This window comes from Candidatus Binatia bacterium (assembly GCA_029243485.1).
GTDB lineage: Bacteria > Desulfobacterota > Binatia > UBA12015 > UBA12015 > VGTG01.
Genome location: JAQWRY010000023.1, coordinates 1 through 16,424 on the forward strand (window position 1 = coordinate 1; position 16,424 = coordinate 16,424).

General features: G+C 63.1%; 10 protein-coding genes and 1 pseudogene. 3 read left to right on the plus strand and 8 right to left on the minus strand.

Features of this window, described 5'->3' with window-relative positions; genetic code table 11:
* The 5 genes and pseudogenes from P8R42_08350 to P8R42_08370 all read right to left on the minus strand — a co-directional run bounded on the left by P8R42_08350 (window position 1) and on the right by P8R42_08370 (window position 7,649).
* Window positions 1–350, minus strand: a pseudogene (locus tag P8R42_08350) (transposase).
* A gap of 94 nt (window positions 351–444) precedes the next feature.
* Complete coding sequence (locus tag P8R42_08355; protein ID MDG2304657.1) at window positions 445–2,652, minus strand: TonB-dependent receptor; 2,208 nt, start codon at window positions 2,650–2,652, stop codon at window positions 445–447.
* 13 nt (window positions 2,653–2,665) lie between these two features.
* Window positions 2,666–4,066 (minus strand): HTTM domain-containing protein, encoded by a 1,401-nt coding sequence (locus P8R42_08360; protein ID MDG2304658.1) that lies wholly within the window; start codon window positions 4,064–4,066, stop codon window positions 2,666–2,668.
* Between the two features lie 22 nt (window positions 4,067–4,088).
* Complete coding sequence (locus P8R42_08365) at window positions 4,089–6,131, minus strand: imelysin family protein (protein ID MDG2304659.1); 2,043 nt, start codon at window positions 6,129–6,131, stop codon at window positions 4,089–4,091.
* 21 nt (window positions 6,132–6,152) lie between these two features.
* Entirely contained in the window at window positions 6,153–7,649 is a 1,497-nt protein-coding gene (locus P8R42_08370; GenBank protein ID MDG2304660.1) for a DUF4856 domain-containing protein, read from the minus strand.
* 335 nt (window positions 7,650–7,984) lie between these two features.
* Here P8R42_08370 and P8R42_08375 point away from each other — a divergent pair, with 335 nt between their 5' ends.
* Entirely contained in the window at window positions 7,985–8,323 is a 339-nt protein-coding gene (locus P8R42_08375) for a hypothetical protein (protein ID MDG2304661.1), read from the plus strand.
* A 68-nt stretch (window positions 8,324–8,391) separates the two neighbouring features.
* On the opposite strand, the gene P8R42_08380 is transcribed toward P8R42_08375, so the two are convergent.
* Window positions 8,392–9,765, minus strand: coding sequence for a sulfatase (locus tag P8R42_08380; protein MDG2304662.1), 1,374 nt, complete (start codon window positions 9,763–9,765; stop codon window positions 8,392–8,394).
* 287 nt (window positions 9,766–10,052) lie between these two features.
* On the opposite strand from P8R42_08380, the gene P8R42_08385 reads away from it, so the two are divergent.
* Window positions 10,053–10,655 (plus strand): hypothetical protein, encoded by a 603-nt coding sequence (locus P8R42_08385; protein MDG2304663.1) that lies wholly within the window; start codon window positions 10,053–10,055, stop codon window positions 10,653–10,655.
* Window positions 10,656–12,138: 1,483 nt separating this feature from the next.
* On the opposite strand, the gene P8R42_08390 is transcribed toward P8R42_08385, so the two are convergent.
* Window positions 12,139–13,419: a sulfatase gene (locus P8R42_08390; protein ID MDG2304664.1), complete on the minus strand. Its 1,281-nt coding sequence runs from the start codon at window positions 13,417–13,419 to the stop codon at window positions 12,139–12,141.
* Between the two features lies 1 nt (window position 13,420).
* Window positions 13,421–14,881 carry a bifunctional glycosyltransferase/class I SAM-dependent methyltransferase gene (locus tag P8R42_08395; protein MDG2304665.1) on the minus strand — a complete coding sequence of 487 codons (1,461 nt, stop codon included), beginning with the start codon at window positions 14,879–14,881 and terminating at the stop codon, window positions 13,421–13,423.
* 275 nt (window positions 14,882–15,156) lie between these two features.
* Between P8R42_08395 and P8R42_08400 the strand changes: the two genes are divergently transcribed.
* Complete coding sequence (locus tag P8R42_08400; protein MDG2304666.1) at window positions 15,157–16,422, plus strand: aldo/keto reductase; 1,266 nt, start codon at window positions 15,157–15,159, stop codon at window positions 16,420–16,422.
* The last annotated feature ends 2 nt before the right edge of the window (window positions 16,423–16,424 follow it).

The window sequence follows — 16,424 nt, forward strand, 5'->3', positions numbered from 1 at the left end:
GGCCGTTTGGATCAGCGCACACGCCCTTCGCACCGACAGGCCACGCGAGGATGCGTAGGCGACCTGTCGGCGACGAACGCGTGCGCTCACCACTTTTTTGCCGAGATCTCCTTCATGACTTCGATCTCGAGATCACGCTCGACGACCAGCTTCTTGAGCCGAGCATTCTCCTGCTCGAGCGAGCGAAGCCGCTTGGTGTCGCTCGCCGTCATCGAACCGAACCGCTTCTTCCAAGCGTAGATCGTCTGCTCGCTGACGCCGTGCTTCTTCGCGACGCCGGCCACCGGGGACCGATCGGTCTCCCGGAGGATCTTCACCATCTGGTCGTCTGTGAATCTGCTCTTGCGCATTCTGCTCTCCGTACTGGTTGCCGGAGAGGCAGATTCTCATGTCTCGGCTGGCACGAAACACTCAGAGCAGGTCACATCGAGAATTCGCTGGACCTCAGTCCAGAAGCACCTTGAAACCGCCCGCGACCATCCGCGGGAGGCCGGGCCGAGCACCGAAAGGCCTTCTCGACACGATGTACTCATTGTCGAAGGCGTTGGCGATCGTGACATACAGGCGCACCCACTCGACCGGGCTCCAGCCCATCGCGAGATCCGCGACGAAGGCCGATGGGATCTTCTCATTCTCCGGGATGGGGCCCTGTCCCGCGACGTCGCGCATCGTGCCAACGTAGCGCATCGACAGAGTCACGTCCCAGTGATCGCCGAGCAATCCGACGTTCGCGGTCACAAGATGCTCTGGGAGGTACGGAAGCTCGTCGCCCTCCTCCACGTCTCCGAATACCGGGCTCGCCGAAGAAAACGTCGAACGGAACTCGGAGTGGGTGTAGGTGTACACGAGTGAAGTCGGGACGTTGAAGGACCAGGCAGTTTCAAAGGCGTGCGCGAGCTGGACCTCGGCGCCGATGACGTCGACCGCCCCGCCGTTGAACTGCTCGTCCACCTCGCTCGGTTCGCAGCCCGTGACTTGCCGGCAGTTCGCGATCAGGTTGCTGTAATCGCTCCAGAAACCGATGACCTCCGCCGAAGACTCCTCCCAGAAGAAGCGCCCTCCGAGCTCGTAGTTGGTGGCTTCCTCGGGATCCGCATTCTCGGCCTGCCCCGGTGCGACGGGGCTGAAGCCACGGTGCACACCGCCGAGCACGCTCCAACTGTCATCGATGAAGTAGACGGCTCCGATGCCGGGGATGACGACGTCCTGTGAGCTGGTCTGGTGTGCGGGCTCCGGCCCTACCTGCTCGTCGAACTTCGTATCGATGAGCTCGGCTCGCACGCCCGCCGTCACAACGAGATCCTCCCACTCGATCTCGTCTTCCACATAGAACGCCCAGGCGGTCGTAGACCCGACGCTGTCGACGATCGTGATCGTGGGGGTGGCCGTGCGTTCGAGGCTGCCGCCGAACATGTCGTACGGATCCTCGGTGTGGTCCCGGTCGATTCGATCATAGTGGATCCGCACCCCGCCGCTCAGCCCGTGGGTCAACGGCCCGGTCTGCACCTCCCCATCGCCCTGCAGCTGAATGCCCTGCGAAACAAATTCTCGATCGTTCGTGCCGATTCGGAGCGTTTCGAGCCGATTACTCGTGTCCTGCTCCCCCTTGAGCACCGCGAGGAACACCGCATTGATCCCCGTCGGGTTGGCGAAGATGTCACGCAGCGTTGGCGCTCCCGGCGCGAAACGGTTCAACTTCGTCCACGCCCTCTTGAAGTCGTGACGGTATGCGGTGAGCTGGAGGTTCAGCTCGTCTCGCCACGTGAGAAGCTGCGTGAATTGGTATTGTTGGCGGTCCCACTCCATTTGACCAAGCTGACTGGACACGTAACGCCGGTAGGGATTCTCCTCGAAGTCTGCGTCCGACAGCCCCAGATACGTCTCGTCAGAACTCTCGTCGGAGTAACCGAGCTTGATTCCGTTGTTGAGGAAGAAGCCGGCCCCCAGATCGAAACCCGCCTCGCCCTTCAGAACGATCTCGTTTCGCTGAAAACCGGTCGGGCCTCCTCCGTCGAGCTCCTTGAACCCGCTGCTCTGAAGGTGCACACCCTCGAGCGACAACCCGAAGTTCTCCCAAGTGCCCCCGGCCCACCCGTGAAACTTGCCATAGCCGTAGCTTCCGTATGCCGCATCAACCGCAACGGTCGGCTCGATCGGGATTCGACGGCTGACGAAGTTGATCGCACCCCCGACCGTCTGCGGACCATACCGAACCGACGCAGGCCCTTTGAAGACCTCGACCGCGACCATACGGGTCATCAACGGAAAGTAGTACGCGGCGGGAGCCGAATACGGGGCCGGCCCGAAGAGAATCCCGTCCTCCATCAGCGTCACCTTGGCACTGCGCTCGGCGCTCACCCCGCGGATACCGATATTCGGCCGCAGCCCGAAGCCGTCCTCCTCGCGGAGATAGACGCCGGGCACCATTCGCAGAATGCTGTGCGGATCATCGTACTCGAACCGTTCGAGGTCCTCCTCCTCGATGACGGTCGCCGAGCCCGCGATCCGCGCGGCGTCGGACTTCTTGCCAACGATGCGGATCTCTTCGATCCGAGTGCGGCTCGGCGTCGGGGCCTCGTCCTGGGCGCGCGCAGACCCCGTGGCCAGCAAGAGCGCGGCCACAGCAAGGATTCCGTGGGGATGAAGAATCATGACGTCGGGGAGCTCAGGACATCCGGTGGACGACCCGCAACGGTGGCTCGTCGTTCCGGGGCAGGATCCAGCCCGCCGGGGCAACCCCGTCGCGGACCCGGGTGAGGTCGGCAGAGGGGTCGATCAGGCGAGCCGCGCGACGGCCGTTCAGGGAGACGAGCGCGTCGACGCGCACCTCCACCGGCCCGAGCCCACGATCCGCAAAGTCCTCGGCGATGTGATGCGCGAGTTGCAAGATCAGATCGGGCTGGCCGGTCATCTCGTTCGCTTGCCGCCACGTCAGGTAGCGCATGGGCCCGACCTGCCACTCGCGACCGGTCTCCGCGTTGCGCACCCGGTAGTCGATGCTCCCGTTCTTCTCGCGAACCATCACCTTCCACGACCAACGCATGCCTTGCTCATGCCAGAGCACGTCACCGCCGTAGGCCAGGAAGCGTAGCGGCAGGAGCGCCTGAAGAGCAACGTAGCCCACGATCGGAACCGCGAGCCAACGTCGTCGAGGCGTCCACCCGACGACGTCCAGGTTCGCCCGCGCGACCGGCCGCGCAGGAGCCGAGGACGCGATTCGCGACAAAAGACGACGAGGCCAATCGGGCGAGAAGAAGATCGTCGCCGCGAGCGGCATCAAAAACGGGAACAGCCCGATGTCGAACAAGAGGTGCGTACCGGTGTGGAAGACCAACACCGCCGCGAAGGCCAACGCTCGTGTCCGGCGCCACGACAGGAACAGCACGATGCTCGAATCGAACAAGAAGCCGGCCCAGCTGACGAGGTACGGAACCCACCCGTTGGTGAACCAAGCTCCGAGTATCGGCAACTCATCGCGCGCCGCCAGCCAGATGCCCAGTGGCTGGGCGTGCAGAAGCCAATCGCCTCCCACCTTGGCGAACCCCGCGTACAAATAAACGACACCGACCTGAAACCGCAGGAGGTACAAGACCCAAGCCGGGACCGTGTCGCGGGCCCGCTCCGGGCGCCTTCGCGCGTCGACCGACCAGGTCCATCCCAGCGGAAGGAACGTGGACAGGAGGAGGAGAAGCGAGACGAGGTAGTAGTGATTTAGGTAGTTCGTGACATCGATCAGCTCGACCCACGAAAACCCGAGGAACAGCAGGACCGCGACGATGCGGAACTGAAGGCCGGCCGCAAAGGCCAGTGCGAGCAGGCAAAGCGTTCCGTAGAGCGCGTACATCACGCCCGCCGGCGGTTCCGGGACCCAGGCGAATCCCCAGTACTTGAAGAAGAAGCTCGGCTCTACGAAGAGGACGCTCACCCAACCTTCCGCGAGAAAGCGCGTCAGCCCCGCGGCGAGCAGCACACCGAAGCCGATTCGGAACGCAGCGAGACTTGCAGCGTCGACCGGCTTGAACAAGGCTGCCCCCCGGAACGGTTCGTTCCGGGAGGCCTCTGGCATCATGCTCTCCATGAGCCCGACGTCAGTCGTTGTCCCCTGCACCCTCTAGCGGGATGGTGAGATTGAGTACCGAGACGAACTCGCTCTTCAGATCGGTAGTGAAGATCTGAATCTGCGTGTGGGCGTCGTTCGCAACTCCTGGGGCAGTCGACAGGGCGTCGCTCAAGCGACCCGGGATCGCCTGCACCGATCCGCGCGCCCGCACGAGCTGGCTGGTCATCCGGTCCGCGAGGACCGTCGCGCCCATGTCGCGCAGGTACCAAGCAAACCCCTGGCCCGCAGTACCTTCGCCGGCGAAGATACCACTCGCTCCATCGAGATTGGCGAGCAGCGCCCTCTTGGATTCACGCGAGAACGGCAGTTCGACATCCTCGGGGCACGCCGGGCTCCCGCACTCGGGACTGATCCCAGCGGGCACCGCAAGCTTCCCATCCTTCAAGTCGGTGTCCATGAAGAAGAAGGCCGCGAAGACCTCGTCGAGAGCCTCCTTGGCAGAGCCGTAAACGGAACCCCCGATACCCGCATTGCGGACGTCGGCAGCGAAATTGCCCCCGGACGGCTCCCAGGCGTCGCGCAGCCGGTTTGCCTGCTGCGAAATGCCCTGCGCGAGCACCAGAGCGTAATCGGCCTGGCGCTGCTGCAGCCCTCCCGCGCCGACCAACGCGCTCCACGTCCCGTCTCGATTGATGTCGACGCGCGGATCGCACTCGTTGCTCTCGCCCGTACGGAAGAGCAGGACCTCAAGCGCATCGAGACCATAGACGTTCACGAGCCCCGACTCGAAAAATTTCGGATTGCGGAAGTCGTCGTCCACGGTCTTCTGATCGACCGCGCAGTAGTTCGTGATCGGCCACGAGTAGATCTCGTCCCGAATCCCCTGCCCTCCCATGAACATGCTCGCGGATCCCGCTGGCCCAAACTGCATGGGCTCCAAGCGCTGGAAGGTCTCCATCGCCGCACTCCACGCAGCCTGCGCCGCCGTGCGCGTCGAATCATTTGGCCCGCGTGCGTGCGCTCCGACCGCGCTGGATAGGGCCTGCGCCTGGCTGGCGAAATCGCGCACCGCAGGGAGCACCAACTCGTCGGCGAATTGCCCCAGCAGTGCATTGCGACTGAACGGCCCGCTCGGGGGCGGCGCGGGAGGATCAACGCCGACCGGGACCTCCTCGACCGCGGGCATGCGCTGACCGGCAGCGAAGGTGCCAATCGACTGGCTGAAGAGGCCGAAGACGTTGCCGCCCTGGGCGTTTACCGCGAAGAAAACCTTGCCGCTGCTGCCCTCGATCGCGGCGCCGCCCGAGGCACTCTGTAGGTCACTGAAGAGAACTCCGTCAATCGAGATCGAGTTCTCAGCGATCCGCACCCCCGCGTTGTCGAAAAACGTCACGGCGGCCTGCGTCGAGACCGGTGCGATCGAGAACGCGCCATCGTATCGGTCTGCAAACGCTGCGATCAGAATCCGGTTGCCGTCGTTGGCGGGCGGCGCCAGCGTCGCCGGGTCGAAGTAGACCGGGATGTTCAGGATGCCCGGATCGAACCGCTCATAGACCACGCTCACGCCATCGACCTGCGTACCCGGCGCCGCCGGGGCGCCGGAGCCCGCACCCACCGCCGAACGAGCAAAGGGGTTCTGGCCAAAACCAGAGGAAAGCTGCAGGTTGGCGAACGTAAAGCCGCCGACGATCGGCTGCGAAGGCACGACCGGCGTGAGATCGTCGGAGCTGACCACCGGCGTCACGACCGCGAGCCCCGCCGTACCGGCCGCTCCACCTCCTCCGAACGCCGACGGGTCGATCACGGTGTTGGCCGCTCCCGCCAGCGACAGGGTCGCACCCGCGACCTCCGTCGTGAGGTCCCCCGAGTAGAGCGCGACGTCGATAGTCATGCTGTCGTCCGAAACGTTCGCAACACTAAGAAAGCTCGTACGGTCCGTTCGAGCGTCATAGAAAAAGATCAGCTGGTCGCCGCTCACGCTCGGGGTTCCCAACGTCGGCTGGCCGACTGCGGGAGTAGCGCCCAGCGTCAGCAAGGACGCCAGGGCGCATAAGGGAATGATTCGATTCACTTGTAATTCCTCCAGTCGATCTCACCACCCGGTGAGGTTCGAGCCCCCAAAGCCGTACGCGCTGCCCATGAGGTCACGGGCGGCGATCAGATCCTCTCGGTACTCACCCAGGTCTTCGTCTCCCGATAGCACCGGAGCATCCCGCATCAGGTCGTGGAGCGTGCCAAAGTCTGCGTCGCTCAGCCGACTGCGCGGATTGAACTGAAGACCGAGTCCGAAGCCCTTCATTTCGGACCACACCTTGGCGTGCTCGGACAGGCTGTACTCCGCGGTACCAATCGTATCCATGACGCCCAACGTGTCATTGACGTAGTGCACCACCGTCGCGGCGATGGCATTTTCCCACGCGAGCACGGCTTGGCCGCGCGACGCGACGAGGTCGGCCATTTGGTCGTCGGACAGAGGGCCAGCCGCCGCATCGATGATCGCGCGACCGCGAAGGAACCCGTCCATCGCATCCTTGCTGAAGTCGGTCGGGTCGTCGTCCGCGCTCCCACGGTCTCGCTTCGAAGCATTCACCGATGCGTGAAAGTTGATCTCGGACCGCAGATCGATCGAGCCGTCCCCGTTCGTGTCATGGTAGCCCGACGCGTACGCGGGGCGGCCGTCTTTTCCGGACGCCTCGTCATCGCTGTACTCGGCGTAGTCACGGGCGGAGCCAAAATAGCCGAAGCCCTCGTCCCAAATGTGCTCGAGCGACGTGTACGAGGCCGTATCGCTCCCGCGCTCCACGTTTTGGCTGTTGATCCCGTGGTTCTCGAGGTCGTTGTCGAGGTAGTCGTCGGTACCCTGGGAGTAATTCACCGCCATCAGCAGGAACTTCTCGATGAGCTGTTTCAGATCCAAGCCCTCGGGCGTGACGTACACCTCGGGGATCGGCTCGCCGTTCGGGTCCAGCCCCGTATCGCCATTGACCCGAGCGACGGCGCGCTCGTCGAGCATGTCGAAGAACGCGCGGACGAGGCGCTCGGGCGAATCCCCCCCGGGACCTCTCCAGCCCTGAAAAGCGGAAGACCAGTCCTCGTGCTGGCCCTTCTCGTCGTTGCCGGCGATCTTCGACACGAGGTCCTTGTTGGTCGAGATGTCACCGTATGTGGACTGGAGAAGAGGCGGCGTGGTCGAGACCGCGATGAAGTCACCGCTCGACGTATCGCTGTCGAACTCGAAGTAGTAATTCAGCGACGCCGAGACGTCGCCCTCGGCCGGCGTGAACGCACCCGAGTCGATGTCCTGGGTCAGACTCGAGATGAACGAGGCCATGTCCTTGATCAGAATCTGGCGGTGGGTCTGGCCGCTGTACGAGACCGAGCTCTCGCCCGCGTCGAAGCGGCTTTCAAAACTGTAGACCCGGGGGACCTCGACCGACGGGTCCACGGGAGGCGGGTCCACGGGAGGCGGGTCAACCGGGCTGCTCCCGCCCGCCGTACCGCTGGTGCCACAACCCCCCAGGCTGATCGCCATCGCCAGCGCAATCGCGCCCATGACCGACCTGAGTCTCTCGAAAGATGTACATCTCATGCCGCCGACTCCTTGGTTCCTCTTCCTGGCCCTCAATTGGGGCGCTCGGAGCCTCAACTTGTTCTGAAATTGAAACTCATTTTCATTTGGAGAATACGGGAACTACCCACGGCGAAACTTGAAGTCAAGGCAGCCGGAGGACACGAGGCCCCGCCCTCCCGACCTCGGCATCGCGGCGCGAATCCCGGGCTCCCGGGCCGCCGCCAAGGTGAAACTCCGCAGGGACGACGCCGCCCAGCAGCCATCCCCCGGAAGCTGCAGAGGCACGAGTACGGATTGGAAGACGACAGCCCGGGAAGCTCGTCACCTTCACCGAAGACGACCCAAGCCTTCGGGTGCTTCTCGACCTCTCCGAACGGATCGCCCTCCATCCAAATTTCGAGATCGGGCTTCTCGGCTTCGCCTTCCATCCAGGATTCCCGGAGGCGCCGTGGATCTACCTCTCGATGACGGCCCACCCGGAGAGCGAGGGCATGATCGCCGCCCGGCGGCTACGACGCGGCCGCCTGGACCCCAAAACTGGACCTCGCTCCAGGCTTCGCGGTGGCGGCTACCCGGCGACCTGGGCAAATAGGCCGTTCGTGCTTCCTATCGTCGCCTTTAATTCGTCTACCGTCACAGGCTCCTTGGTCGCCGTCGGTGGGCGGGTGCGAAGCGGATTCATGAACCGATGACGCTCGCGCGAGTGCGGATAGGACAGAGGACCGCCCCGATGTTTTCGTCTCTGCTCAGGGACAGACGGTCATGGAACGTAGCCCAAAACCTGTAGGCGTTTGAGCGTCTCTCGGTTCATAGGCCGGACGGCTTCGGCCTCGCCTTCGAAGTCAATTTTGCCCCGTAGTTTCCCGAGTTTTTCGACTAGATGAGCTTCGTCGACGCGACGCGGTGAGCGTTCTTTTCGGTCCGTAGCCAGGTTGAACTCGGCAATCGCCCCGTCTTGCCGAAGAACCACCTTGGAATCGCCGTTGATGACCGCGAGCCGGTCGATGGGGTCGAGGGAGTCGTTCAGCTTAGCGCCGAATGCGCCGGGCTTTGCCCGATGGAGTTCAGCGAGAATCGTCTCTGGAGCTAGCTCCTCGCCACGAAGTGATCCGGCCAGACTGCGTCCACGAAACGAGGCGGGAAGTTCGATGCCCGCAAGGTCGAGAATGGTCGGGGCTACGTCGATCAAGGAAACGGGTACGTCGATCGATCCGGATTTCGGGCGAGGGTTGCGAATCAGAAGCGGTACATGAATCAGTTCCTCTACCAATGTGCCCCCATGCGTGTAGCGGCCATCCTCGCCGAGAAGCTCTCCGTGGTCGGAGGTGAAGACCACCCACGTCTCACCAAGGTCGAGGGCCTCGAGGCCCGAAAGCAGTGATTGGATTACTTGATCGAGATGATGCACTTCCAGGTCGTAGAGTTCATGAATAAGTAGCTTTTCCTTTTCGCTAAATTTCCAGCTTCCCCCATAGAGCCGCTTCGTTAAAGTTTCAGGATCTTCTGGGCACGTTGTGTTGTCTTCGGTCAGGCAAAGGTAGGGGAGATGGGGCTCCATGTAATGCACATACAAGAAGAACGGGTTCTCCCTTTTTTCCTCCACTTCCTGCCGCCGCAAGGAGCCCAGCCATCCAAGGGCCCGATTCGTTAGTTCCATGCCGTCCGACTCGGGATAGATCATGTACTCGTAGGTTCCGAAGCGTTTTTCAAAGCCGCTAGCTTCGTCGAGAAGTGGATTAGATACGAAGCCCGCAGTTTCGTACCCTGCCGCGCTCAGCTGCTCGACCAGGGTGACTTGATCTTTGCGAAGCGCTGAGCCGAACACGACCATTCGATGCTCGAAGCCTAGCTGGGAGAGAAACAGCGAGGCGACGGACGGAATAGTCCAGGACGCGGTCGCGTAGGCACGTTCGAACGAAGTGGACTCTCCGGCGAGTTGGTCGATCGCGGGGGATTCAGCCTTTTCGTACCCTGCGTAGTGCAGTCGATCACTGCGGAGTGTATCAACGACGATCAAGACGAAGCTCGGCGGAGATGCAGTCGTTTTCTCGGGATTGCTGACGCAGGCGCATGACCAAAGCGCGAACAGAGATGCCGCCGCGATTGATTTCAGAGAAAGTTCGCGACGACGCACGGGGGAACCTTAGCATAAAGTTCGGCGACAGCATCTCGCACAGGGATGCCGGGCGTCAGTGAGATCCGTGCGGCGATAGAGGTGGCCGAAGGACTCCTTGCACTGGAATAACACGACCAAGACGACACCCTCGCGGAACCTCCCCACACCCGAGAGTCCGCCGAACAGTGGGCCCAGAAGTCCTTGGGCCTTCGAAAGACGTGCCTGAGCATAAGCGGATTTATTTCCCTGGAAAGATGATGAAACATCTCTTCCCCTCAGAACTTGTCCGGTCCTAGCTCACCTCCTTGGGCCTGGTCCTGATCCCCGCAAGCCTCTGCGCAAACAGCCTCGGAAAATGGTGGGAATGGTCGTTCGACAGTCTGCCACCCGATCCGTTTCAGTGCTTCATCGAAATGGGCTTGGACCACGATCAGGCACGCGAGCGGGCCGTGCGCGCCGCCCGCGACCACCTCCGCTACCTAAACCGACGGTACGGGACTCCACAAGGCGGAGGTGAATACTGCACGCCTCTGACTCGCACCGCCGAGGTTCTCTCAGAGGTGCGTAATGCGCGGACCTCGCGAAGCGATGTACCTAGAGGCACCGCCGAGGAGACCGCTCGCTTCCTCGTCAGTATGGAGGAGCAGACTCAGCACGGCCAATACTTCGACAGCTACGCGGCCACGACCAACTTCGACAAGTTGCTCCATCTTCTTCGCCTGCTGAACGACGACCACAGCGATCAGCGTCCAGAACACATCCTGCGAACGATCCGAGACGACTATGAGGAGCGCAGGCAAGCCGAGCGACACTTCGCCGAGCGGAGACGGGCTCGGAACGAAAAACGCAAGAACAAGACCTCAAGACGCCCGAGTGATGCGACGCCGCCCATGGAAACGCCGCCCTAAGGGAAACCCTGGATATGCCCCACCTGCAGTACCGCTTTGGCCAAGTCGATGGATCGCCGCAATATCTGGACGTGCACAAACTGCGACACCCCTCAGACGATCGCCAAGGATGACTCAGACTGGCTCTGCGATGAGTGCGGCAGTCGCCTGGCAACCTCCCACACGTCGCAGGAATTGATATGCCCCAAATGTAGGGACCCAGTGGCCATCGCCCGGCCCTTCGGGGCGTGCCCGAACTGCGACAGCCCGGACTTCGCGCATCTCGTGTACGGGTTCGTTGCGCCGGATAAGCGAATGCAACAACAAATCGAAAAGGGCTGGGTCAAACTCGTGGGCTGCGTCGTAACCCACGATCACCCAAAGTGGGCATGCAACGCCTGTTCGTTCCAATGGCGTGAGATGAGACCATCTTCTGGTGGCGCTCGTCCGAGACGAGCCTAGCTTTGCACACTCCACGCAGAGGGCCGAGGGCCGAGGGCGCCCGATCCGTGATCCAGCCTTTTCGGTCTTCCTGGCCGCCCTGCTCACAACCGCTACCGCATGGTCGGTCCCGATCGCAGCGGACCGCTCTACCGCGGGCATCGCTCCGACTCAGATCAACTCTGCCAGCCCGAACCCGGCGTGGGTTGATCGAGGGTGCCGAAGCTGAGCAGACCGGCCATCCCGTGTGACACTATTGAACGAACTGAGGGCACGAGAGCATCCTGAGCCACCGACGTTCCGATCGCGGCACGGATTCTTGCCGTCGTCTCACTGCCGGCTCTGAGCGTCCGCGTCGCCTGTCACTCGCACGAGTGCGCGTGCTCTATCGGGCCATCTTCTTCTTGACATCAGGCTCCATCCGTCCACTCTTGGCGGTCTGCCGGGCAAGAGGATTCAAGTTTCCGAGCGCTCGACCACGTGTCGCGCCGGACGCCTACACGGGCAACCTCTCCTCACCTGCACTCGGCGGATCGACGACGCCGTGCCGGCGTCAATGGAAGGTTCGCGCGAGAGCTGCGCGGGCGCGGAGAGGAACTCGTAGGGCTCCAGAAGCGAGGAACAGGATGGGAGAAGGCTCCCTCCTGGCTGAAGCGGGAGATTCATCAGGTCGTGCAACGAGCCAACGAGCTTCACCTCGCGACCGCTCGGCTATCCGCGTGGGAAGTGATGAGGCAGACGCAATAGGAGCCCGGCGGCAACGAGGGGACGGTTGATGTGAGGTTCGCATGGCGCGCATTGCTCGTCGGTCGAGGTTGCCCCAACTACGGTGTGCGCTCGCCGGTGGACGGAGGTAGGGGAGCGGCGGGCCCTTCGGACGGGTGCCGAGCGGCCCCGCCTGCCTTGAGCAGCAGGACGGGCCGTTCGATCAGCAGAGGCGTCGCCGTGGGGACACGCGAACGCCTCGAAGCGCCCGGATACGTCGAGTGAGGCTTGCGGCTGGTTGCCAGGGCTGGGGCTGACGGCTGGAACGCCGGCGAGGCGCCGTCGTGTCGTATCAGCGTTACTCGACGTAGCCGAGTTGGCGAAGCCGGTCCTCGTCACTCGCCGAGAGTCCTCTGGGCTGGACGTCTGCCGCAGAGAGCTCGGTCTCAAGCTGGTCGATGCGATTCTGATGCTTGGCGACGATCGCGGGGTGCGCCGCCGCAACGTCGTTCGTCTCTCCCGGATCGGCCGACAGATCGAAGAGCGAGATTGATCGCCCATCGCGCGGTCGGGTGCTCTTCCAACGACCGGAGCGATAGGTCTGATAGGCGAGCTCGCTGAGGAATAGCTCTCCTCTTTCCGTGTCCTGTGACGCTGGGAGCTCAGGAGCACCTGCCGCGCGGAGCAGGAGGCCGTACAGATCTTGAGACCGGACGAAAGCGGATGGGTCTTCGACCAGGTTTCCGGATGCGAGGAGCGGCACCTGGAGGAGCGGTTCGAACGATGGGTTCCCGAAGTGCCCTCGACTGCTGGGAAGCGCGTGCGTCTCCCCGAGTGCCTCACCGTGGTCGGAGGTCAGGACGACCATGGCGTCGTCGAGGTAGCCACGCTTCTCGAGATCATCGAGCAGCAGGCCGAAGTCGGCGTCGAAGATCCGGACCGCGTCCGAGTAGGAACGACTCAGGATCTGGTACTCGTGCACGTCGATGTAGTGAACGTAGACGAAGAGAGGACGGTCCTTCGGTTGCGACTCGAGAGCTTTCAGCACCGCCGCGTTTACCGGCCTGGCACTGCGGCGCCGGGCAGATGCCTGCAGTGAACCAGGCCCGTTACGCTTGGATTGCTCCGGTGTCCTCGGGGCGACCTGCACCCATTCATCGAAGCCTTTTTCGTAGCCGCCCGGCTTGTAGAGAAGCTCGTTCGCGATGACCCCTACTGTGCGGTAGCCGAGCTTTCGCATCTCCTCGGCGAGGGTAGAGACCGCTTCGGGAATGCAGTCGTCGCCTTCGCTCGCCGCCAAGCGTGCGAGTCCGCACCAGGTCTGGCCGCTCCAATGCAACTGTTGTCCGCCGGTCCGCTCCAAGCTCGGCGTTCGGCCCGTGAACAGAGCGGCTGTCGACATGGTCGTTTGGTGAAACGATGAGGCCGATTCCGTGAGCACCTGGCCCCGGGTGGCGACGCGGTCGATGTTGGGCGTTCGCGTCTTTGACCCGTACGCGGAGACGTGATCGCGCCGGAGCGTGTCGACGACGATGACGAAGATATTGCCCGGCTTCTCTGGCGGGGCGGCGGGTGGCGACACGCAGCCCATGATCAACGACGATGCCAGCGCACGCATCAACCAGGCACGAAGTTTCATCTCAGGTCCCCGTCATGGGTCCGAGCCTGGCCTCGCGTTTTGCGGTGGCCGTCTTCGCCTCGGCGAGAAGGAATGCGAGCGACGCTCGCGGCTCCAGGACGAGGAGCATTTGGTAGGAAAAGAGGCGCCGGAACGGTCGGATCAGGAGACGGCTGAGTGTGAGTAGTGAGGCGCTGAGCGTCCGGTTCGAGGTCGCGAGGGGGAACGGGGCAGGCACGCCCTCTTCGTGCACGACGCGGAAGCCGTCCTGTTCGAAGAGTCGCCTGAAGGTCGAGAAGGTGAAGAGCCGCGTGTGGGTCAGATCCAGGATGCCCCGTTTGCCGTAGTTGAACTGCCCGGACAGCAGCATGATGCGAGTCAGGAAGAACCCGATGTTGCCGGTGGTGAAGATCAATCTGAGCCCGGGTACGGACGAGGTGGCCCGGTACAGCGCCTGCGCGAACTCTTCGGGAGCGCGAAGGTGTTCGATCACGTCGAGCATGACGACGACGTCATAGCTTCCATAGTCCAGGTCCGGTGGACCAGAATCGAGATCGCAGTGGTGAAACTTGCTGACCTCGACGCCCGGAGCAAGCGGTTCCCGGTCGACCGCGGTCACCGTACAGGCGCGCTCGCGCTCCAGAACCTGCGCGAAGTACCCGCCGGCGCAGCCCAGATCCAGCACCCGGGACCCGCGGGGAACCTGTGCGAGCGCTCGCCGGTGACTGCTGTCGAAGCCGAGCTTTAACTCGTAGTGCGCGTTGCCTCGGTCCTGTGGCGCGCAGTCGAAGCGACGCTCGTAGAACAAGTTCATCTGTTGCATCCGAGCGCGGACCACCGCTCTGAGCGCGTCACGGATGTGCTGCCACGACGGCGTCGCCCCCCGCGACCCGCGGTCGTAGGGAGGTGTGACTTCGACGACGCGCATGCCGCTGAAGAGAAACTGTATGAGGACCTCGGTATCGATGTGTCGACTGCCCGTGTCGAGGGCGAACGGAATGTTGCGGAGCGCCTCCACCCGATAGGCGCGAAGGCCCGCATGCAGGCTCGCCACCCGGCGTCGCACTACCCGGCCGACGAGTCGCGTAGCCCAGCGTTCCCGGCTTCCCGGTGCCGGAGCCATCGAAGCCGCGTCCGCTCTCCCTTCGACTAGAGGGCCCAGCAGGGCTTCGATGTTTGCGGCTCCCAGATCACCTGCGCAGTCGACGACCGCAACGCAATCGAATCGGCGATCGACGGCGTATTGGAAGCCGAGTTTCTGACAGCCTCCGTAGCCACGTGGCACGCTCGACGAGAGGACTTCGAGCGGAAAGGGCAGGACCCCGCTCCGTCGCATGTCGGTCGCTTGCTCGAAGGTGGCATCGTTCGACGCGTCGTCGATGAGCAATGCCTCGACCTGAAACTTCTCGCACAGCGTCGCAGGGACCTGGCCCAGAACATCGGCTAAACTGGCCTGCTCATCGCGTGCGAGGACGAGAAGCAAGAGTCTCGGATGGTCCCCCAGCCTCGGTTGTTCGAAGGACGTCAATTTCGGAGATCTTTCCTGGCTGGTGCGGCTCCGGTCGAGGCCATGCACAGGCCTCGCCACACGGCCCGTAGGGTACTCCAGCCTCCTCTCGCCGCGCAACACGAGGACGCGTCGCGATCACCCAATGATTTGCGCAACCTCATGTCGGAAGCTCCCTGATCAGAAGCGATATTGAGTGAGGGACTGGTAGTGGGCTATCGTAGCAGTCCGGCCTGAGGGGCCGTTTCATCATGCCGAAGAGAGAAGAGCCGCTAGGCCGAAGAGAGATGTTGCGCCGTGGGGTCGCGGTCTCGGTAGGTGCGGTCGCTAGCCGATTCATCGGGGCGGCGCCGACGACCGCGCGGGCTTCGACCGCCGATTCGGCGAAGCCCACTGCAGGCGTCGAGAAGTATCCAGTGCTCGGCCGCACCGGGATCAAGATCTCGGACATCTCACTCGGGTCGGGCGGGACGGCCGATCCGGCGCTGTTCCGCTACGCGTTCAGCCGTGGCATCACGTACTTCGATACCGCCGATGGATACCCACTTGGGGCTCCGGGCCAGGCGGAGAAAGCGATCGGGAAGGCGCTCAAGGGGAAGCGAAACCAGATCACCCTGGCGACCAAGACGATCACCACGCCGAGAGATCGCCGCAAGAAGCTGATGCGGAAGCTCGAGGCGAGCCTTCGCCGACTCCAGACCGACCACGTCGACGTGTACTTCAACCACGCCGTCAACGAAGTCGCCCGGGTCACGAACCCGGAGTGGCTCGAGTTCACGGCGCGAGCAAAGCAACAGGGGAAGATCCGCTTCTCCGGGATGTCGGGGCACGGTGGGAACCTCGCCGAGTGCCTCGACGTCGGGCTGGATCAGGATCTGTTCGATGTGATCCTCGTTGCATACAACTTCGGGCAGGATCCGAGTTTCTACGAGCGCTTTACGAAGCCGCTCGACATGATCGCGACACAGCCGGAGCTTCCCCGCATCCTCGAGAAAGCCAAGAAGAAGAACGTCGGCGTCGTCGTGATGAAGACATTGATGGGCGCGCGTCTGAACGACATGCGTCGCTACGAACGGGACGATGGCACCTTCGCGCAGGCCGCGTTTCGCTGGGTCCTCTCGGATCCGAACGTAGACGGACTCATCGTGTCGATGAACGACCGGAAGCAGGTCGACGAGTACCTCGCTGCTTCGGGACAAGGAGGCGTTCGCACGAGCGATCTCCAACTCCTCGACCGCTACGTGCTTCTCAATGGGGGGTCGTACTGCCGGTTCGGGTGCAGCGACTGCGAGTCCAGCTGCCCGCACGACGTTCCCATTTCCGAGGTTCTCCGAAGCCGAATGTACGCCGCCGACTACGGCGATCTGCGGAAGGGCAAGGCAGTTTACGCGGAGCTCGGAGAGGGGGCCTCGGCGTGCCTTGGCTGTGCCACCGAGAGCTGTCGGTCCGCGTGTGGCTACGGCCTCCCCGTCCCCTCGATGACGCGATCGACGGTCGGCCTTCTCACCCTGGTTTGAAG